Source organism: Hyalangium minutum, from assembly GCF_000737315.1.
GTDB classification, from domain to species: domain Bacteria; phylum Myxococcota; class Myxococcia; order Myxococcales; family Myxococcaceae; genus Hyalangium; species Hyalangium minutum.
In genome coordinates this window covers 86,295-107,355 of record NZ_JMCB01000006.1, presented here as the reverse complement: position 1 = coordinate 107,355, position 21,061 = coordinate 86,295, and the positions used below count along the sequence as shown (strand labels likewise).

General features: G+C 69.3%; 12 protein-coding genes. 9 read left to right on the top strand and 3 right to left on the bottom strand.

Going from position 1 to position 21,061, the window contains the following annotated elements; genetic code table 11:
* Positions 1 to 21: 21 nt before the first annotated feature.
* Positions 22 to 1,317, bottom strand: coding sequence for an Ig-like domain-containing domain (locus DB31_RS15890; RefSeq protein ID WP_075306024.1), 1,296 nt, complete (start codon positions 1,315 to 1,317; stop codon positions 22 to 24).
* 276 nt (positions 1,318 to 1,593) lie between these two features.
* Here DB31_RS15890 and DB31_RS15885 point away from each other — a divergent pair, with 276 nt between their 5' ends.
* The 5 genes from DB31_RS15885 to DB31_RS15865 all read left to right on the top strand — a co-directional run bounded on the left by DB31_RS15885 (position 1,594) and on the right by DB31_RS15865 (position 11,701).
* Positions 1,594 to 2,046: a response regulator gene (locus tag DB31_RS15885; protein ID WP_044188365.1), complete on the top strand. Its 453-nt coding sequence runs from the start codon at positions 1,594 to 1,596 to the stop codon at positions 2,044 to 2,046.
* Positions 2,047 to 2,112: 66 nt separating this feature from the next.
* On the top strand, positions 2,113 to 5,937 hold the full coding sequence (locus tag DB31_RS15880; RefSeq protein WP_044188364.1) for a bifunctional serine/threonine-protein kinase/formylglycine-generating enzyme family protein: 3,825 nt from the start codon (positions 2,113 to 2,115) through the stop codon (positions 5,935 to 5,937).
* A gap of 219 nt (positions 5,938 to 6,156) precedes the next feature.
* Positions 6,157 to 7,110, top strand: a complete 954-nt coding sequence (locus DB31_RS15875; RefSeq protein ID WP_044188363.1) for an ADYC domain-containing protein — start codon at positions 6,157 to 6,159, stop codon at positions 7,108 to 7,110.
* Positions 7,111 to 7,359: 249 nt separating this feature from the next.
* The gene (locus DB31_RS15870) at positions 7,360 to 8,478 is read left to right on the top strand and encodes an efflux RND transporter periplasmic adaptor subunit (RefSeq protein ID WP_240486723.1); all 1,119 of its coding nucleotides are present in this window, start codon (positions 7,360 to 7,362) and stop codon (positions 8,476 to 8,478) included.
* A gap of 34 nt (positions 8,479 to 8,512) precedes the next feature.
* Positions 8,513 to 11,701: an efflux RND transporter permease subunit gene (locus DB31_RS15865; protein ID WP_044188358.1), complete on the top strand. Its 3,189-nt coding sequence runs from the start codon at positions 8,513 to 8,515 to the stop codon at positions 11,699 to 11,701.
* A gap of 23 nt (positions 11,702 to 11,724) precedes the next feature.
* On the opposite strand, the gene DB31_RS15860 is transcribed toward DB31_RS15865, so the two are convergent.
* Positions 11,725 to 14,595 carry a carboxypeptidase regulatory-like domain-containing protein gene (locus DB31_RS15860; protein WP_044188355.1) on the bottom strand — a complete coding sequence of 957 codons (2,871 nt, stop codon included), beginning with the start codon at positions 14,593 to 14,595 and terminating at the stop codon, positions 11,725 to 11,727.
* A gap of 158 nt (positions 14,596 to 14,753) precedes the next feature.
* Between DB31_RS15860 and DB31_RS15855 the strand changes: the two genes are divergently transcribed.
* Entirely contained in the window at positions 14,754 to 16,718 is a 1,965-nt protein-coding gene (locus DB31_RS15855; RefSeq protein WP_205628520.1) for a 4-alpha-glucanotransferase, read from the top strand.
* 9 nt (positions 16,719 to 16,727) lie between these two features.
* On the opposite strand, the gene DB31_RS15850 is transcribed toward DB31_RS15855, so the two are convergent.
* A complete protein-coding gene (locus DB31_RS15850; protein WP_044188353.1) occupies positions 16,728 to 17,444 on the bottom strand; it encodes an AMIN-like domain-containing (lipo)protein in 717 nt (238 codons plus the stop codon).
* A 253-nt stretch (positions 17,445 to 17,697) separates the two neighbouring features.
* Here DB31_RS15850 and DB31_RS15845 point away from each other — a divergent pair, with 253 nt between their 5' ends.
* From DB31_RS15845 to DB31_RS15835, 3 genes are all read left to right on the top strand, one after another.
* Positions 17,698 to 18,258: a peptidoglycan-binding domain-containing protein gene (locus DB31_RS15845; protein ID WP_052419996.1), complete on the top strand. Its 561-nt coding sequence runs from the start codon at positions 17,698 to 17,700 to the stop codon at positions 18,256 to 18,258.
* Positions 18,259 to 18,369: 111 nt separating this feature from the next.
* Positions 18,370 to 19,665, top strand: coding sequence for a pyridoxal phosphate-dependent aminotransferase (locus DB31_RS15840; RefSeq protein ID WP_044189796.1), 1,296 nt, complete (start codon positions 18,370 to 18,372; stop codon positions 19,663 to 19,665).
* A gap of 56 nt (positions 19,666 to 19,721) precedes the next feature.
* The gene (locus DB31_RS15835) at positions 19,722 to 21,038 is read left to right on the top strand and encodes an NTP/NDP exchange transporter (RefSeq protein WP_044188350.1); all 1,317 of its coding nucleotides are present in this window, start codon (positions 19,722 to 19,724) and stop codon (positions 21,036 to 21,038) included.
* The last annotated feature ends 23 nt before the right edge of the window (positions 21,039 to 21,061 follow it).

The window sequence follows — 21,061 nt, the reverse complement described above, 5'->3', positions numbered from 1 at the left end:
GCCTGAGATGCGGCCCGCGTCCTACGGTTGCTCGCAAGTGACTGTCAGCACGAGATAAAACGGATTGACTTGAAGGAAGTCGGGGGTGCTGTCCTGGTCTGTCCAGGATTCGAAGCTGAGCCTGAACTGCGCGCGTTCATAGCGGGAAGCCTGATTCGCCCATGAGTCCAGCACCATGGGAGTGACATTGACCGTGGTGATGTCCGAGGCGCCGCCTAAATCCTGGTAGGTCAGGAAGAGAGGCTGCCCGATGGGGGCTGTGGTGAAAGCGTTTGAGTTCGAGGGGGGGTAACTCACGAGGTCTACGGCGAACCTGCCCAAGGAATCGAAAGTGGAAATACCAGGATCGACATGAGGCCATCTCAGGCTGGCGGAGAGGATCCGGGTCACTTGTGAGTCGAACAGAGGCTGCAGATGAAAAGAGAGAAATACCTGGAGAGGTCTGTTTGATGCATCGTCCCCGATATTCCAGGGGACGATCTGAGCGGCCGGTGTGGTGCTTGATAGATGAGATTCACTACCAATATTCATTGGAGTGAGTGAGTAGGTCCGCTGAGTGGCGACGTAGAACAGCGATGAAGCTGGGCTCAGCGCGTTTCCCACGAGGTCTGTCGCTGCTGCCGAGAGTTCCCAGGCGACGGTTGAAGTGTAGGGGAGCAAGGTGTCCGGAGTGAACTCGGCAACTGTGCCTGTCGAGTTCCAGGCCATAGTCCCTGCCTGAGCCTCCATCGGCGATACGATTGAAAAGGCCCGTTCCACCGATGCGCGATTCATTGGTTCGGAGAAGGTGAGCTTGATCTTGGTGTCTCTGGGAAGGGCCAAGGCTCGATTCGTGGGCGAAGTGCTGACGAGGGTGGGAGGTGTGGTGTCCGGCGCAGGGCCCACCGTGGTGAAGGCAAAGCTGTGACTACCCGTGAGGGTGTTGCCCGCCAGGTCCTTGCCCTCGGCCGTGAGCGCGTATTGCTGATCCTGGGCCAGGGGCGCTGAGGGGCGGAAGACGGCGCGCTTCGACTCGGAGGCCCAGGACTCCAATGTGAAGGACACCGTTGGCACCGAGGTGAGCTGCAAGCTGCTCTCCACCATCGCTTCGGAGAACTCGAGCTCCACCGTCGAGTCGACGGGCACTCGGGTCGAGCCATGTGGCGGTGTGGTGCGGACGAGCGTCGGAGGCGTCTGATCCGTGTTTCCTCCGTCTATGCCACCATCGATGGGAGGGCCTCCATCTGGCCCAGGAAGCGAATCGTCGATGTCGGGCAGGCTGATACACGCGGAGGACAACAAGCACAGCGAGAGAAAGAGGGCTTGAGAGGGGGTCATACCCTTCGTGAAGTGCAGGAGGTGTGCCGCGCATCCTAGTGGCTTCGCCTCTCTCGGCGCCCATGGCTGACCGTCCGCCGCCGTGGACGGGGCGTCCGCGCTGGGAGACTCCCGGAACTGCTTCCTTGGAACCTCTCCGAGGGGGCGGTGTCGTCTTCAGGACACTTCGAACGCGCGCTGGTGTACGCCCCGGGGGTGGGGGGGGCAGGGCGCGGAGTGCAGTCTGTGTATAGAATGATCGCCCTATCGCCTCTTTTGCTGGAGACCCTCCGAGCCATGAGCCAATCGGCCCCCAAACTTCCGCCAGCAGAGGCGGGTGCAAGCGCCGAGTCCGCACCCTCGAAGAAGCGCGTCCTCGTCGTCGATGACTTCGATGACGCCCGGGAGATGTATGCGGAGTACCTCGAGTTCGCGGGCTTCCAGGTAGAGACCGCTCGCAACGGCGCCGAGGCCGTGGAGAAGGCCCAGGTCGCCGAGCCCGACATCATCCTCATGGACCTGTCTCTGCCCGTCATGGACGGATGGGAGGCCACCCGCCTCATCAAGGGAGACTCCCGCACCCGCGACATCCCCGTGATGGCCCTCAGCGGCCACGTGCTCGCCGGCAGCGAGAACCAAGCCAAGGACGCCGGCGCCGACGAGTTCGTCGCCAAGCCCTGTTTGCCACAGGACCTCGAAAACAAGATCCGCACCATGCTCAAGCCGAGCAAGGCAAAGGACAAGCCCTAGCCCCCTCGCGTGTACGGACTCCCGGGACGGCTTGATCGCCGAGGTCCGGGCACGTAGGCACCCACCGTGGCCTCTCCCGCCTCCTCTCCGCCCCCGGATGCGTGGACTCCTCCCCAGGAGTTCGACGAGTACCGTCTGATCCGGCTCATTGGCCGTGGGCGGACGGGGCGGGTGTATCTGGCCCACGACACGCTGCTCGAGCGCCCCGTGGCGGTGAAGTTCATCCCCGCCCTCGGCCCCAACGCCCTGTCCCACTTCCTCGTGGAGGCCCGGGCCGCTGCCCGCATCCAGCACCCCAACGTCGTCACCCTCTACCGCGTGGGGCAGCTCGAGGAGCAGCCGTACCTCATCTCCGAGTTCATCCGCGGCGTCAGCCTGGACCGGCTCGCCAAGCCCGTGTCTGGGGAGCGGGCCCTCTCCATCGGCAAGGACCTGGCGCGAGGACTGAGCGCCGCCCACCGCCGCGGCGTACTCCACCGCGACATCAAGCCCGGCAACGCCGTGCTCACCGAGAGCGGCGAGGTGAAGCTGCTCGACTTCGGTCTGGCCAAGCTGCTGGATTCCTCCGCCGCCGAGCCCGGCAAGAGCCCGAGCCGACCGCCCACTCCGCCCGAGCTGCCCGCCGAGCTCGACCCGGACGCCAGCCCGGGCTTCGGCGCCCGCTCGCTGGACGGCGTGTTCCTCCCCTCGCTCCCTCGCGGCGCGCTGGTGGGCACGCCCTATTACATGTCCCCGGAGGCGTGGGCCGGCGAGGACCTCACGGCGCGCAGCGACGTGTACTCGCTGGGCCTCGTGCTCTACGAGCTGGTCTCGGGCAAGGGCCCCTTCCGCGACGTGCCCTGGCGCGAGCTGTCCGAGGAGGTCCGCAGCCGGGACGCGCGTCCCCTCGCCGAGGCCGCGACCGGCGTGGATCCGAACCTCGCCGCCGTCATCGAGCGCTGCCTGCGCCGGGAGCCCTCGGAGCGCTACTCCTCGGCCGCGGCGATGCTCGACGCGCTGGAGCAGGTCGGCCGGGACGAACTCTCTGCTGGCGCCATCCCCGAGGGCAACCCGTTCCGCGGCCTGCAGGCCTTCGAGGCCGAGCACCGCGCCCTCTTCTTCGGCCGCCGGCGCGAGCAGCGCGCGGTCATCGAGCGCCTCAAGGGAGAGCCCTTCCTGCTCATCACCGGCGACTCGGGCGTGGGCAAGTCCTCGCTGTGTCTGGCCGGCGTCATCCCCCTCATCGCGGAGGGGGTGCTGGAGGACGGCCGGAAGTGGAAGAGCGCGCGCCTGGTGCCGGGCCGCCGCCCCGTGGCCGCGCTCGCCGCGGCGCTCGCCCCCGTGCTGGAGATGGAGGAGGAGCCCCTGGCCCAGTTGCTCCACACGGAGCCGACGCAGCTGGCACGGCGGCTGCGCGCGAAGCTGGGCGCCAAGGACGGGCTCATCCTTTATATGGATCAGCTCGAGGAGTTGGTGACGCTCTCCGTGCCCGAGGAGGCCGCGCAGGCGGGCCTCGCGCTGGGCGAGCTGGCCGAGGGCGTGACGGGCGTACGGCTGCTGGCCACGGGCCGCAGTGACTTCCTCACGCGGCTCACGGCGGTGCCGGGGCTCGGTGCCGAGCTGCCGCGGGCGCTCTACCTGCTGCGCGCGCTGACGCCCGAGGAGATGCGCGAGGCCATCGTCGGCCCGGCGCGCGTGAAGGGCGTGCGCTTCGAGTCCGAGGCGCTGGTGGACACGCTGGTGGCCGCCACCGCCGCCACCGAGGGCGGGCTGCCGCTGCTCCAGTTCGCCCTCGCTGAGCTGTGGGAGGCGCGCGACAAGGCCGCCGAGGTGATCACCCAGGCCGCGTTGGACGGGCTGGGCGGCGTGTCGGGCGCGCTGGCGAAGCACGCGGATGCGGCCGTGGACAGCCTGCTCCCGGATCAGCGGGTGGCCGCGCGTGGGGTGCTGCTGCGCCTCATCACCGCCGACGGCACGCGCGCCCGGAAGACGGACCGGGAGCTGGTGGGCGCGGATCCTCGTTACCGCGCGGCGCTGGAGGCGCTGGTGCGCGCGCGCCTGCTGGTGGCCCGCGAGGCGGAGGACGGCACCTCCTATGAAGTGGCGCACGAGGCGCTCGTCACCGGCTGGAAGACGCTGGCCCGCTGGCTGGCCGAGGCCGCCGAGCGCCGCGAGGTGCAGGCCCGGCTGGAGTCGTCCGCCGCGCAGTGGGAGCGGCTGGGGCACACGCGCGACGTGCTCTGGGGCTCCCGGCAGCTGGCCGAGACGGCGGTGCTGGACCCGGGCGAGCTGACGCGCCGGGAGCAGGAGTTCCTGGAGGAGTCCCGCCGCACGGTGGTGCGCAGCCGCAGGGCCCGGCGCGCCCTGGCCGCGGGCTTCTTGCTGCTGCTGGGGCTCGTGTATGGCAGCGGCCGGCTTCGCGAGCGCATGCAGCTCGAGGAGCAGGTTCGCACGCTGCTGGCCGAGTCCACGCGGGGCCTGGAGCAGGCTCGCGGCGAGCGCGAGGCGTTGGTGGTCGAGCGCGCGGAAGCCTTCCAGCGGTACGGGGCGGGCCTCAAGGCCGAAGGGGAAGCCGCGTGGACGCACGCCGCGAGCCGCAGTGCCCAGGTCCGCCAGCACTTCAACGCCGTGGCCTACGGGCTGGAGCGCGCGCTGGTGCTGGCACCTGACCGGGGCATCGTGAGGGAGGCGCTGGCGGACTACCTCTACGAGCGCGCGCTCCTCGCCGAGCAGGAGGGAGAGCTGGCCACGCTGCCCGCGTTGCTGCAGCGCTTGCGCCTCTATGACGTGGACGAGCAGCGGTGGAGCCGGTGGACCGCTCCCGCGCTCGTCACGCTGGAGGTGGAGGCACCCGGGGCCGAGGTGGAGCTCCTGCCGCTGGCGGATGACGCGGATCTCGACGAGGAGCCCAGGACACCGGTCCGGTTCACCTCCGGGACCTGGAAGGGCACGCCGGTGCTACCCGGCCTGTACCAGCTGACGGCACGCGCTCCGGGCCATGTGCCTGCCTCCATGCCCTTGCAGCTCACGCGGGGCGAGAAGCGGCTGCTCAAGCTGCCGCTCTTGCCGGAAGGGACGCTCCCCCAGGACTTCATCTACGTGCCTCCAGGGCCCCTGCGCTTTGGCAGTTCCGTGGACGCCATGCGCGACTTCTTGAAGACAGTGCCCCTCCACGAGCGCTCCACGGCGGGCTTCCTCATTGCCCGCCATGAGACGACCTACCAGCAGTGGCTGGCCTTCCTGGAGGAGCTGCCCGAAGAGGAGCGCATCCGCCGGACGCCGGGAGTGAAGGACTCGGTCGGCCAGCTGAAGCTGGAGCGGGTGCAGGGGACGTGGGTGCTGCACCTGAAGCCCAGCCCGGGCTCCCCGGAGTACGTGGTCCGCGAGGGCGCGAAGCTGCGCTACGCCGAACGCACCCAGCGGGCCGAGCAGGACTGGCTGCGCATGCCTGTCACCGGCATCAACCTCACGGACGCGGAGGCATATGTCGCCTGGCTGGCCCGGCGGCCCCTCTCGCAGGGCGGGGTGCCGGGGGCCCGGCTGTGCACGGAGTTGGAGTGGGAGCGCGCCGCCCGAGGCGTGGACGGGCGCGAATACCCTCACGGCCCCAAGCTCGAGGTGGATGACGCCAACATCGACAGCACCTACGGCCAGCGCTCCGGCGGCTTTGGCCCGGACGAGGTGGGCACCTACCCTCGGTCCGCCAGCCCCTTCGGGGTGGAGGACATGGCGGGCAATGCGTGGGAGTGGACGCGCAACTGGTGGGACTCCACCAAGCCGGTCGCGCGCGGGGGCAGCTACTACTACGGCCCCAACACCGCCCGCTCCGCCAATCGGGACTCCTCCGATGCCTCGCTCCGGGATCTCACGGTGGGCCTGCGCGTCTGCGCAACACCGCCTTCTGGGAAATAGCGGGAATTAAGGGTGGGGGGCCTCTTCCCATCCTCTTCTCATCTTTGAGACACGCTGCTCACCGGAGGACACAAAACCCACTTCCTCTGTGCTCACGGCCACTTTGGGGGCCCAGGAATCAACGCTGCAAGTGCCTGAGGCACTGTCCTCACCTTGCCCGCCCACCCCCCGCTGCACACCCTCCGGTGCATCCGAAGAAGGTGGATGCGGAGGTGGCGTATGGGTGTCCGGTTCGTGGTGGTGGCGGCGATTCTGGCCGGTGGGGCGATGGGGTGTGGGACCGCGGATGCCGGGGACGCGCTTGCGCCCGCGCTGGAGTCGTCCGCACACAGTCTGGTGACTGACAATGGCCGGGAAATCAACGGCCGGGAGATCAATGGACGGGAGGTCAACGGGACGGCGCTGGGATCGAAGCTTGTTGCGGTGCGTTACGCGGGCGCCCAGCGCGAGGGCATGAGCCTGCCGCTCAGCAATGTGTGGCTCGAGGGCTCCACCTTCCACGGCCTGTCCGGCACGCAGGAGCTGTCCGGCAAGGACTTCCTGCAGACGCGCTTCACGGGGGTGCTGCAGGATGGCACGATCTTGACGCTGCGCATCGAGGACATGATCCAGGGCGAGGGCGCCAACCAGGATGTCTGGAGCTACCGGGTGTCGTACCAGAACACGGGGGATGGCCAGTGGTACCCCATCTGCACCAACGCGGATGGCTCGGCCACCGGCGCCATTGCTCTGGAGAACCGCTGGGACTACCGCGAGGGCGTGAGCGGGGGCGGCCGGAAGATCTACGACGCCAACTCCTTCACCTTCGCGTGCGAGGGCGCGGCGCTCGCCAAGTGCGTGCGCTTCGGCTACGCGCCGTGGCGCTCGGTGAACGGGGTGAGCCTGGAGGATCACCACCAGGCGTGCACCCGCATGGTGCGCGCGGACTTCTGCGGCAACGGCTCCTCGTACACGGTGAACGGCAACCTCATCAACCTCTACGACTCGCTGGGCGTCCAGAGCGACACGGAGAGCTGGGTGGGGGAGGCCGAGTGGACTGCGGAGGGCGCCAGCTGCTTCAGCTCGCAGACGCGCGCCACCACCCCGATCCAGTGCGGTGAGCGGCAGGTCTCCACCTGCGCCAGGAGCTTCTCCACGAAGACGCTGCTGATCAGCGAGACGCCGGTGCGCTGAGCGCCGCGCCTCTGGAATTCGGCGGTGAGGCAGCCCCCGGCCTGCATGGCTCGGGGGCTGTTCCATTTTGCTCCGTCCACAGGCCAGCAGGCGCCGGGCCTGAGGTCTGATCCCACTGGCACCTTGCATCAGGAGGTCTGACTCTCCTACGCGCCGTGAAGTGGCCGGCGACGGGGGTCACCGGTGATGCCAGAGGCCATCAGAAGTGGGATAGGGCGGTGGGTGGGGGCGAGCAGGCGGGCAGGGGCCGTGCTGGGATCCCTGGCGCTGCTCGGCCTTGCCGGCTGTAACGGGCAGAAGGGGGACGCGGCTCCCATGGAGGCGGAGCCCGCTCCGATCACACTGGGTCCGGAGAATGTGATCCGCATCGAGCCGCGAACATTGCAGAGCGGCCCGGTCATCTCCGGCTCGCTGCAGGCGCGGCAGGCGGCCACCTTGCGCGCGGAGGTGGCGGGCCCCGTGCTGGAGGTGAACGCGGATCAGGGCCAGCCCGTGAAGCGAGGGGCCTTGTTGGCGCGCATCGACGACGTGGCCTTTCAGGACCAGCTCATCGCGGCACGCTCCGCGGTGCGGGTCGCCGAGAACACGGTGCGCGTCGCCGAGGCCGAGGAGGAGCGCACCGCGAAGCTCACCCAGGCGGGTGTCATCACCCAGCGGGATTTCGAGCGCGCGCAGCTCACTCGGCACCAGGCGCAGGCCCAGCTCTCCGAGGCCCAGTCCCGGCTGGCGCTGGCCCGCGAGCAGGTGGGCCGCACGCGCATCGTGGCGCCTTTCGACGGCGTGGTGAGCGAGCGCCAGGTGAACGCTGGCGACGTGGTGCAGCCCGGCTCTTCGCTCGTCACCGTGGTGGATCCCCGGAGCCTGGAGCTGAACGCCTTCATGCCCGCGGAGTACGGGGGGAGGCTCAAGGCGGGCACTCCGGTGGACTTCCGTCTGCAGGGCGACGCGGAGCAGACCTTCTCCGGGAAGATCGAGCGCATCAACCCGGCGGTGGACCCGGCCACCGGGCAGGTGCGCATCTACGTGACGATTCCCAACGTGGAGCAGTCGCTCCTGGTGGGGCTGTTCGCGCAAGGGCGCGTGGCATCCGAGTCGCGGGAGGCGCTGGCCGTGCCGCTGGCGGCGGTGGATGCGCGCACCACGCCGCCCTCGGTGATGCGGGTGCGCGACGGCAAGCTGGAGCGGGCCTCGGTGGACCTGGGCCTCCGGGATGACGTGGCCCAGCAGATCGAGGTGCGCTCCGGACTCCAAGCGGGAGACGTGGTGGTGGTGGGCTCGGCGAGGGAGCTGGCCGAGGGCACGCGCGTGCAGGTGACACAGGCCCCGCGTCAGCCAGGGCTGGGCCCGAGCTCCCCGACGCCCCGCTGACACGCACCCTCACGCCCTTCCGCAAGGAGACGCCGTGTTCATCTCCGACTTCGCCATCAAGCGCCCCATCGTCACCATCACGTGCATGATGGCGCTGGTCGTCTTCGGGCTCGTCGCGCTCGTCAACCTGAAGACGGACGAGTTCCCCGACGTGAAGCCGCCCGTCGTCGGCGTCACCATCGTCTACCCGGGCGCCTCCCCGGATGTGGTGGAGCGGGAGATCATCGAGCCCGTCGAGGACGCCATCTTCAGCATCAGCGGAGTGGATGGCAGCAGGACGACCTCCGCGGCTTCGGACGGGCTGGCCCACTTCGCGGTGGTCTTCAGCTTCGAGACAGACATCCAGCAGGCCTCGCAGGACATCCGCGACGCCATCTCCGGCAGGCGAGCGGATCTCCCGCAGGAGATGGAGGAGCCCATCCTCACGCGGTTCGACCCGTCGGACCTGCCCATCCTCTCGCTGATGCTCTCCTCGGACACGCTGCCAGCGGCGACGCTGTCGCGCATCGCGGACCCAACGGTGATACGGGAGCTGCGCGCGGTGCCAGGCGTGGCGCAGGTGACGATGGTGGGCGGCATCGAGCGCGAGCTGACGGTGGAGCTGAAGCCCGGGGCGCTCCAGGCCGCGGGGCTGAGCGTGGCGGAGGTGGTGCAGGCGCTGAAGGCGCAGAACCTGGCGGCGCCCGTGGGCCGCATCACCGGGGCGCTGGAGGAGCAGAGCATCCGCCTCAAGGGCCGGCTGGAGACGCCCGAAGACTTCACCGACGTCGTCATCGCCGAGCGAGGAGGACAGGCCATCCGCCTGGGGCAGGTGGCGGAGGTGAAGGATGGGACGGAGGAGCCGCGCACGCTGGCCCTCTTCAACGGCAAGCAGGCCGTAGGCATCGACGTGCTGAAGGCCAAGGGCTACAGCACCACGGACGTGGCGCAGCAGCTCCGCGAGCGCTTGAAGACGCTCCAGCCCAAGCTCCCCGAGAGCGTGCGGCTGGAGATCGTCCGCGACGCGGGCATGCGCATGGCCGACTCGGTGGCCGACGTCGAGGAGGCGCTCCTGGAGGGCGCCTTGCTCACGGTGCTGGTGGTGTTCGTCTTCCTCAACTCGTGGCGCTCGACGGTGATTACCGGCCTGGCGCTGCCGGTGAGCGTGCTGGCGTCCTTCATCAGCGTGTGGGCGTTCGGCTTCACGCTCAACACCATGTCGCTGCTGGGCCTGTCGCTGGCCATCGGCATCCTGATCGACGACGCCATCGTGGTGCGCGAGAACATCGTGCGCCACATCGAGATGGGGAAGGACCACATGGCGGCGTCCCGCCAGGGCACGAATGAGATTGGCCTCGCGGTGGCGGCCACCACGTTCTCCATCGTGGCGGTGTTCGTGCCCATCGCCTTCATGTACGGGGTGACGGGACAGTGGTTCAAACCGTTCGCATTGACGATCGCGTGCGCGGTGCTGGTGTCGCTCTTCGTGAGCTTCTCGCTGGACCCGATGCTCTCCGCCTACTGGGCGGATCCCCAGGTGGAGAAGGGAGCGCGGAAGGGCCCCATCTCCCGGACGCTCTCACGCTTCAACCAATGGTTCGACCGGCAGGCGGACCACTACAAGCGTGTCATCGCCTGGGCGCTGGACCACCGGCTGGCCATGGTGCTGCTCGCGGTGGGCTCGTTCGTGGGCGCGCTCGTGCTGCAGGGGATGTTCGGCGGCGCGGGCTTCGTCCCCATGAGCGACAACAGCGAGATGGAGGTCTTCGTCGAGACGTCGCCCAGCTCGAACCTCGAGTACACCCGGCGCAAGGTGGAAGAGGTGGCCCGTATCGCGGCCTCGCACCCGGAGGTGGTCTATACGTATGCCACCATCGGCACGCCGTTGCCGCTGCGCTCGCCGGGCGTGGATCAGGCGCTCATGTACGTGCGGCTCAAGCCCAAGAATGAGCGTCAGGTGAGCGCGGACGCGCTGGGCTACACGTTGCGCCAGGAGCTGAGCCGGGTGGCGGGGGCTCAGGCGTCCGTCTTCACCAGTGGCTTTGGCGGCGCGTTCAAGGCCATCCAGCTCGAGCTGCGCGGGCCGGATGCGCGCATGCTGAGCGAGCTGGCCGAGAAGCTCCGGCGCGAGCTGGAGCAGGTGCCCGGCGCGGTGGACGTGGGGCTCTCCAGCCGGGGACAGAAGCCGGAGCTGGAGGTGGAGCTGCGGCGCGGGCTGGCGGGTCAGCTCGGCGTGACGGTGGGGCAGGTGGCCCAGTCGCTGCGGCCCGCGTTCGCGGGGCTGGACTCGGGCGACTGGGTGGATCCCACCGGAGAGACGCGGGATGTGATGGTGCGCTTGGCGCCCGAGGCCCGCCGGAGCCCGAGTGACTTGGCGCGGCTCCCGCTGGCGCTCCCGGGAGCGCCAGGACGCCCGCCGGTGGTGGTGCCGCTGGGGCAGGTGGCGGAGATCCGCGAGACCTTCGGCCCCACGCAGATCAACCACCTCAACCGCGAAAAGGTCATCAACATCCAGGCGAACGTCCAGGGGCGCTCGCTCTCGGAGGTGCTCAAGGATGCCCAGGCGCGGCTGGCAAAGGTGCCGCTGCCCGCGGGCTACGCGCTCTCGGAGGGCGGCGAGGCGGCGGACCAAGCCGAGGTCTTCAGCAATGTGCTCACCGCGCTCATCATCGCGGTGCTGCTGATGTACCTCATCCTCGTGGTGCAGTTCGGCTCGTTCCTGGATCCGCTGGCCATCCTGGTGTCGCTGCCGCTGTCGCTCATCGGCGTGGTGCTGGCGCTGCTCCTCACCGGGGACACGCTGAACATCATGAGCCTGATTGGCGTCATCCTGCTGATGGGCATCGTGACGAAGAACGCCATCCTGCTCATCGACTTCGCCAAGTGGACCCACGAGCGGCGCGGGCTGTCGCTTCGAGACTCACTCATTGAGGCCGGGCGCATCCGTCTGCGGCCCATCATCATGACGACGTTCGCGCTGATCGCCGGCATGGTGCCGGTGGCGCTCGGGCGGGGCGAGGGCGCTGACTTCCGCGCTCCCCTGGGCCGGGCCGTCATCGGCGGCGTCATCACCTCCACGCTGCTCACGCTGCTGGTCATCCCCACCGTGTACGAAATCCTGGCGGACGCGCGGAGCTGGCTGCTCGGGAAGTTCCGCCGGTGGCTCGGAGGTGGCACGCCCGGCCCGGTGCATGGAGGCGGAGGAGAGCCGCGCCCGATGCCTCAGACCCGTCAGGACTACTGAGCGGGTCCGCCTCTGTCCGGCTGTCAGCGGGCACGCGTGAGGGTGAGCGTCCGGGACTGGCCATCCCGGCGGATCGACAGCGTCACCGGACTGCCGGGAGCCCCCAGCTCACGCTGCCGGGCCTCGCCCGAGGTGAGCACCGTGGCCCCATCAATGGCCGTCACCGTGTCACCCACCTGGAGCTCACCGGTCTCCGCACCCACGGTGATCCAGCTGATGACGACGTCATCGCCGTTCATGCCGAACGTGAGCCCCAGTCGCCCGGGTTCCACGCGCGGTGGGCCCATGCGCCAGTCACCCAGGTCCACCGTCTTCCCGGCGCCGAGCGTCACCTGCTTGTCCACGATGTCGTGCTGCCGCTCCCATGCGGTGATGCGGTGCGGCCCTGGCGCGAGGTCATTCACCTTGAACCGTCCATCCGGACCGGTGTTGGGCGAGACGAGCCCATCGACTTCGACAAAAGCCTGCGCGATCGGCTCTCCCGTCTTCGCGTCGATCAAGCGGCCGGTGATGCTTCCGCCCGCGTCCACGACGATGTCGGCCTGGACTGTCCCTCCGGAGGTGAGGGGGGTCTCCACCTTTCCCGCGCGGCCGTCCGGCAGCGTGGCCGTGATGGCGGTCCGGCCTGGCGTCAGGTCTTCCACCACGAACGTGTCCCCGGTGAACTCGAAGCGCTGCTGCATGAAGTAGTCCTCGCCGGTGCGGATGGGCGAGATGACGAGCTCGAACCCTGTGACGGGCCGTCCTCCCGCCGACCGCACCGAGCCGCTCAGCCGCCCACCCGGAATGAGCTGGATCGTCGCGCTGCCGCTCGCCACGGCGACTCGGGGCAGATCTCCACTGCGCCCGCCGTTCGTCGCCCAGAGGTGCAGCGCATCCGAGCCCATCGAGTCCGCCATGAAGAGCGTGCGTCCAGCCTCGTCTGTCAGGTCCTCGAGAATGATGTTCGACTTGCCCGCCTCGCTGCCCATGACCGTGGCCCGGACGCTGGGCGCTCCGTTGGGCTCGAGCACGGTGATCTGAACGGGCTTCTTGCCCTCGCGCACCTCGAGTTCGACGCGCTGGGTCTGGCCCGCCTTGACGGTGACGGCCTTCTCCTGCTCGTTCACCCAGCGCGAGTCCGCCAGCCACGCGCTGAGCTGATACTTGCCTGCTCCGAGGCGCAGCGAGAACGTGCCCGCTGCGGTGGCGGGTACCTCCGTGCCCTCGAAGGCGGGGGCTCCGACCCGGTGGGCGTAGACCGAGACTGGCTTCGTCGGGACGCGGCCATCCGCGAGGCGGACGGTCCCTTCCAGCACACCCTCGTCGGAGAGCTGGAGCTGGACCTGGGTGGTCTTCCCGGCCTCGACCTTGGCGGGAACGCGGGTGTGCTCGTCACTGTCAGGGCGGCGCGCCGCGACGTAGACGTCTCCGGGCGGGAGATCCTCGAGAGCGAAGCTGCCTGTCGCATCCGTCACGGTGGCGGTCACGCCCTCCATCGCGCTCCACCGCCGCTGGGGGATGATTTGCACGCCCGCGAGGGGCTTCTTCGCGCTGTCCACCACCGTGCCCACGATGCGGCCGTTGGCGATCAGCTCGGCGATCAGCTCGAAGCGCTGGTCTTCCAGCACCGTGACACCGGTGCGGCGCAGCGTCTTGAAGCCCGGAGCCTGCACCGAGACGTCATAGGCACCCGGAGCGAGCCCTCCCACCTCGAACTGTCCTCCGGCGTCGGCGGTGGCGCGAGCGAGGTCTCCCCGGTCTCCGCTTGGGATGACGGAGATCGCCGCGTCGGCGATGGGCGCACCCGAGTCCTTCTGGCGCACCACGCCCGCGATGGCCGTGGCGGACCCGAGCCGGATGCGCACGTCCTTGAGGGTCATCCCCGCGCCGACCACGACCCGGGAGTGGGCCGAGCCCGTCTTGTCTCCCTGCCGGGCGGTGACCTGATAGCTCCCGGGTGGCACGTCGAGCGAGAACCCACCCCCCGAGCCCGTCTCGGTCGAGGCGGCCTCGTCCGCACCAAAGGCGCTCACACGGGCGTGTGCGGCAGGCTTGCCATCGGGCAGCTCGACGAAGCCTTCGATGAAGGCAGAGGCCTCCAACTCAACCGAGACACCCGAGGAGGGAACGTGCACCCGCGACAGCCGCTTGGTCGCGTGACCCGGGGCGCGGGCCTCCAGCTGGTACTCGCCGGGTTCGAGTCCCACGATGCGGAAGTTTCCGCGCGCGTCGCTGGAGGCAAGGTGACGCTCCTCCTCGGGAGCCGAGGCGCGGCCTTCGAGGGACGAGGCGCGAGGAACGAGCGTGAGCTCCGCGAGCGGCACCGGGCTGCCGGAGGTTCTCTCCACGGTGCTGCCCTCCAAGGTGGCGCCCGCGGTGAGCAGGAGCCGGACGGAGGTGGTGGCCTCTCCGCGAGGCCGGGTGACGTCCGCTCTCGCGGTGGCAAGGCCTTCGGCTCGGGCAGAGACGAGGTAGCGCCCCGGACGCGCGGGGAGCACCACCACGCCCTGTTCGTCGGTCCGGCCGCTCCCCGCCAGCCGCCACGAGGGCTGGCCGGTGGCGGGCTCGTACGGGCCTCGGAGATAGAGCGCCACGCGGGCTCCGGGCTGTGGCCCTGTGGGGGCGGCGACCTCGACGCGCAGGGAGCCTTCCTCCGCACGCATGGGCTCATCGACGGGGGGCGTCGCTCCTTCCGAAGCAGCACTCGGGCCGGAGCCCTGCGCCCCCACTTGAGCCGTGTCTCCGGTGGCGGGCCGCTTCGTGCCCCCTGTAGCGGACGCGGTGTCTTGCCGTGGGGCGGTAGCTTCCCGAGGCGGAGACGCATCCTGAGCGTCCAACTTGCTGCGCCAGACCCAGGCGACAGCGAGCACGAGCCCTACGACTCCCAGCGCGACGACCCACTTTCGGTTCATGCCCACTCCGGCGGATGCGGCGTCGGCGCATCAGACATCAAACCGGAGGTCAGGTTCCATGGCTTCAGGACACGAGACCGAAGGCTCTTCGGAGTGCGTGTGCCATCCTGACAAGGGGGGTGACGGGGGGCAGGGTTCTGTGAGAATCCAGATGCGGAATGGGACTGATCCCCGAGGAGCACCGGAGACTCGTCGCTGAGGCGTTGGTGGCGCTGGATGTGCGCAACCTGGTGCTCGGCATCCACGATCCGAGCTTCCCCAGTGAGCCCATCGAGGACACGGGCCGAGGCTCGCCGTACACCCGAGGCGCCGCGCGCTTCCTGGAGTTCATCCGCGAGCTGGGCTTCACCGGCATCCAGCTCGGGCCCCAGGGGCAGACCTCCGAGTCCAATGCCTCGCCCTACGACTCGACGCTCTTCTCGCGCAATGTCCTCAATGTCCCGCTCGCATGGCTCGTGAGTGAGGAGGGCGGCGCGCTGCTGAGCGCGGAGCGGTTGGCCTCCATCGTGGACTCTCGGCCGCTGGGCACAGGACCCGGAGAGCGCTACCGCTATGCCTTCCGCGCCCAGCGCGTCGCGCTCGACGAAGCCTGGAGCCGCTTCCAAGGTGAGCGCACCCGCGCTGACGCACGGCCCCTGCTGCGCGACCTGGCGCAGCGCTTCGACACCTTCAAGAAGGAGCACGCCGACTGGCTGCTGCGCGATGCGCTCTTCGAGGCCCTCTGCGTCGAGCACGGGCAGCGGGACTGGCGCCGATGGTCAGGGCAGGGCGCCTCAGCGCTCGATGCGCGGCTGCTCGCTCCACTGCCCGGTGAAGAAGGGGCGTGCGAGGCGCGCTGCAGAGAGGTGCTCGCCCGGCATGCGGAGTTCGTCGAACGCTATGCCTTCCACCAGTTCCTGGTGCACTCCGCACATCAGGAGCTGCGGGCGCGGGCCTCAGCTTGGGGGCTCAAGCTCTACGGAGATCTCCAGATTGGCTTCTCGCTGGAGGATGCCTGGTCCTGGCAGGGCCTCTTCCTGCGCACGTACCTGATGGGAGCGCCGCCCAGCCGCACCAACCCCGAGGGCCAGCCGTGGAACTACCCGGTGCTGGACCCTACCCGCTTCTTCGAGCCCCGCGAGGGCCTCTCCGCCGCCCGCAAGCCCGGCCCCGTGCTGCGCTTCATGGACGCGCGCATGGACAAGATGCTCGGGGAGTACGACGGGCTGCGCATCGATCACCCGCACGGGTTCGTGTGCCCGTGGGTCTACCGCTCCGGAGCGCCCGACCCGCTGCGCGCCGTGCAGACGGGTGCGCGGCTCTTTGACTCGCCGGACTTGCCAGACCATCCGGAGCTGGCCCGCTACGCCATCCCCACGCCGGAGCAGCTCGACCGCTCGGTGCCCCGGTACGCGGATGGGTGGGTGCGCTCGCTCACGCCGGAGCAGGTGCGCCAGTACAGCATCCTCTTTGACACCATCGTCACCTCGTCACGCCGACACGGCCGCGAGCTGTCCGACTTGCTGGCCGAGGTGCTCAGCACGCAGCCCTACCCGCTGCAGCGCGTGCTGGCGCAGTACGGGCTGGGACGCTTCCGCGTCACCCAGAAGGCCAACCTGACGGATCCGGCGGATGTCTACCGGAGCGAGAACGCGGCCCCGGAGGACTGGGTGATGGTGGGCACCCACGACACTCCGCCCTTGTGGCGCGTGGCCACCCAGTGGCGCGAGAAGGGAACGGACCGCGCCCAGGCGGACTACCTCGCGTGGCGCCTGCATCCGGAGCCCGAGGGCCGGGAGGACTTCGCGCGGAGGCTCGCGGAGGAACCAGGGCTGCTCGTGCAGGCGAAGTTCGCGGACCTCTTCGCCTCGCGGGCGCGCAACGTGATGATCTTCTTCTCGGACCTGTTCGGGCTGTTCGACGTCTACAACGCGCCCGGCACCGTCAACGAGGAGAACTGGACCCTGCGCGCCCCCGCGGACTACCCGCTGGCCTACCGCGAGAAGCTGTCGCGCGACGCCGCGCTCAACCTCCCGCTCGCGCTGGCCCTGGCCCTGCGCGCCCAGGGAGAACCCGTGCGCACCCGCCACCGCGAGCTCATCTCCGAGCTGGAGCGTGTGGCGGGTGGCCTGCGCCGGCCATGAGCCGGGCCCTCAGTGCTGCACGTCCACCACGAGGCGGGTGGGGTCGCGCAGCTCCATGACGCGGTACTTGTTGGGGTGCGCGTTGCCGAGCACCCACGTCACCTCGCCCTCGAAGTCACACGTCATCTCCAGCTCCTGGATGACGGGCAGGGCGGACTTGCGCTCGCGCTCGTTGATGGTGGCCGTGCCGCCCTCGTGGGCCTGCGCGGGCGTGAGCGTCACCTGGAGCCAGCCCTGGCCCGCGACCTCCGTCTCGTTCCCCGAGCCGCACTTCACGATGGGCTTGTTCACGTACTCCAGCTGGTAGCCGGGCACCTGCGCCCCATCGAACTCGAACACCACGCGGTCGAAGCCCTCGTTGCGTGCCGCGCGCACCGAGCGCAGCGTCACCATCTGCACCTCCGGCCGCTTCAACTTCACCGCCCCCGCGGTCCACTCGCGGTTCTTCGGATCCTCGGGCACGCCCGCGCCCTGCGCTGGGGCCGGGGCCGGGGCCGGAGGCTGTGCCGAGTCCTGAGCCGGAGGAGCAGCAGCATCCGCGGGCACGGAGGGAGCCGGCTGCGAGGGCGGAGGAGGCGGGGCCTCGGTGGGCGCGGACGGGGCCTGCACCACGGGTTCGGGCGGAGTCGCCGCGGGCTCGTCCTTCTTCGTGCACCCCACCACGCTCAGACAGCCCACGAGCCACAGGGACTTCATCCACCGATTCAACCGCAGGGTCTGCATCATCGGTCCCCTCCTGGGAGCCCGGGCCGCGCCGCGGGCGCTCTCCTCTCGCATGAGAGCCGCGCTTCGTTCCAGCGCAGAAGGACCTTTCGGGAATTCCTGGCGGCCCGATGCGACACGTCGAGATAGTTCCTGACAAAAGGTGTGCTTTGGGGTACAAAGTGCGCACTTTCGCCCCTAGGGGGGCTGGCATCTCGCGCGTGGATCCTCGATAAGGCGCCCCCCTGCTGTTGAATCCAGTGCCTGGAGTTTTTTGATGCCCTCCATGCTGCCCCCCTGGTCGTCCAACGCAGAAGAGTCCTTCCCCGTGCTCCGGCAGGGGATGTGCGGCCCTGAGGTCGAGTACCTCCAGCGGCAGCTCCAGGCGGCGGGCGTCTTCACGGGCGAAGTGGATGGCGCCTTCGGTTCCAGCACCAAGTGCGCGGTGATGGCCTTCCAGCGTGCGCGGGGCCTCGAGGTGGACGGCATCGCGAACTCGCGAACGTGGGCGGCGCTGGACACGCGCCGGGGCACGGGGCTGCGGCCCATCCTCAAGCGCGGGGTGTGTGATCCCTCCGTGCTGGTGCTCCAGAAGATGCTGGCCACGCACGGCTTCGACCCGGGCAGCAAGGACGGCCAGTTCGGCCCCAAGACGGAGCGCACGGTGATGGCCTTCCAGCGCGCCAAGGGCCTGGAGGCCGACGGCGTGGTAGGCCCCAAGACGTGGAACGCCCTGGGCATGACAGCGCCCCGCTCCTTCCCGACGCCGGTGCCCCTCCCTGTCGAGCCGCAGCGCGTCACCGCCCGTGCGGATGGCACCGGGTTCTACTCCATATAAATAGATCAGCGCCGCCGTGAGGGGATGGGCGATCCATGGACGCCGCGTGGCGTGTATGGTCCGCCGGCCCGTGGCTGTGCGCCCTTCCCGGGCGCCCACTGGAGCGACCTCATGGCAATTGATCTCACGACCCTTCTTCCCAAGCGGGACGACACCTTCGTTGGCACGATGGCGCGTGGCCTCGTCGGCAGCGAGATCCTCCGCATTGCCGCGGAGATCCGCGAGCTGACCGCGCAGGGCCGCAAGGTGTGCAACCTCACCGTGGGCGACTTCAGCCCTCGCGAGTTCCCCATCCCCACCGCGCTCGGCGAGGGCATCGCCCGGGCGCTGCAGGCGGGCGAGACGAACTATCCGCCCTCGGACGGCGTGCTGGACTTGCGCCAGAGCGTGCAGCGCTTCTACGAGCGCTCCCTGGGCCTGAAGTACCCGCTGGAGGGCATCGTCATCGCCGGCGGCGCGCGGCCCATCATCTATGGCACCTACCGCACGGTGCTGAACGAGGGTGACACCGTCATCTACCCGGTGCCTTCGTGGAACAACAACCACTACGCCCACATGATGGGGGCCAAGAGCACGGAAGTGGTGACGTTGGCGGACCAGGGCTTCATGCCCACGGTGGAGCAACTTGCCCCGCTGTTTCCGAGCGCCCGGCTGCTATGCCTCTGCAGCCCGCTCAACCCTACCGGGACGATGATCAGCCCCGAGGCGCTCAAGGCCATCTGCGAGCGCATCGTCGCGGAGAACCAGGGCCGCAAGGCGCGCGGGCAGGCGCCGCTCATCCTGATGTACGACCAGATTTATTGGACGCTGAGCGCGGGCCAGTCCAAGCACGTGACGCCGGTGGAGCTGGTGCCGGAGATGGCGCACTACACGGTGTTCGTGGATGGCATCTCCAAGTCCTTCGCGGCCACGGGGGTGCGCGTGGGCTGGGGCGTGGGCCCGCCGGCCATCATCTCTCGCATGCGGGACGTCATCGGCCACGTGGGCGCGTGGGCGCCCAAGGCCGAGCAGATCGCCGTGGCGCGCGCGCTGGAGGACGTGGAGGGCACCGCCCGCTTCATGAAGACGATGAAGCACCGGGTGGAGGAGCGGCTGGAGGCGCTCTACCAGGGCTTCGAGAAGATGCGCGCGGCGGGGCTGCCGGTGCGCGCGATTTCTCCGCAGGGCGCCATCTACCTCTCGGTGCAGTTTGACCTGGTGGGGAAGGCGGGGCTGAAGACCAACGATGAGATTCGCAAGCGGCTCTTGGAGAAGGCCAGCTTCGCGGTGGTGCCCTTCCAGGCCTTCGGGCTGAAGGATGACACGGGCTGGTTCCGGCTCTCGGTGGGCGCCGTCTCCCTGGAGGAAATCCAGGAGGCGCTGCCCCGGGTGGAGGCGGTGCTCCGGTCCGTGCAGGGTGGGGCCTGAGCGACTCACCTCGAACTCGGGAATAGCGGTTCTGGGGGGACGTTGGGGAGGCGCGCGTGCGACCTTCACCCTGGCTCAAGCGATTCGTGGACGTGCGAGAGGAAGAGGTGGGGGCCCTGCTCTGGTCCTTCCTCTACTTCTTCACGTTGATGTGCGGCTACTTCGTCCTCAAGCCGCTGCGCGACGCGATGGGGACCGCCGGCGGGGTGAAGGGCCTGAAGTGGCAGTGGATGTTTACCGCCACCTTCGCGGTGATGATGGTGGCGGTGCCGGCGTACTCGGCGCTGGTGGCGCGCTGGCCTCGCAAGCGCGTCATTCCCTTCATCTACCGCTTCTTCCTGCTCAACCTCCTGGGCTTCTTCGTGCTGTTCAAGCTGGAGGTGGAGCCCCAGGCCGTGGCCCGGGTGTTCTACGTCTGGCTCAGCGTCTACAACCTGTTCGTCGTCTCCGTGTTCTGGAGCTTCATGGCGGACCTGTTCGCCAGCGAGCAGGGCAAGCGCCTCTATGGCCTCATCGCGGGCGGAGGCACGGCGGGCGTGATTGCCGGACTGTTGCTGGCGCGCAACCTCTCCGTTCCGCTGGGGCACATCCACCTCATCTTCATCACCGCCGTGCTGCTGGAGTGCAGCGCGCGCTGTGTGCAGCAGCTGGCGCGCTGGGCGCATGACGTGCAGCACCCGCCTCCCTCGGTGGAGGGCCCAGTGGGCGGTGGCATCCTCGCGGGGCTGAAGCTGCTGGCCACCTCGCCTTTTCTGCTCGCGCTGGGCCTGCAGGTGGTCTTCTACAGCGTCACCAGCACCTTCTTGTACCTGCTCCAGGTGAACCTGGTGGACGCGAAGACGCTGGATGAGGCCGAGCGCGTCGCGAAGTTCGCCAACATCGAGCTGTGGGTCCAGGTCCTCACGCTGGTGCTGCAGTCGCTCGTCACCGCGCGCTTGCTGGAGCGGTTGGGGCTGGGGGTGGCGTTGGCCGTCACCCCAGTGCTCACCGCGGTGGGATTCCTGGGGCTGGCGGCGATGCCCTCGGTGTGGCTGCTCATCGGCGTGCGCTCGCTGCGCGGGGCCACGCACTACGCGCTGGAGCGGCCCTCGCGAGAGCTGCTCTACACCACGGTGAGCCGCGAGGAGCGGTACAAGGCCAAGAGCTTCATCGACACCATGGTGTACCGGGGGGGAGATGCGCTGGCGGCCTGGACGGAGGATGGGCTCAAGGTGCTGGGGTTCGGCGTGGCCGGCGTGCTGCTGGCCACCGCGCCCGTGGCCGGCCTGTGGCTGGCCGTCTCCCTCTACCTGTCCCGCCACGCCCGGATTCGCACGCGCGCCCAGGAGGTGCCCGCGCTGGCCTCCGCTCCGGGCGACGCCCCGGCTCGCTGAGGGCTTCATCTTCACAGGGAGGG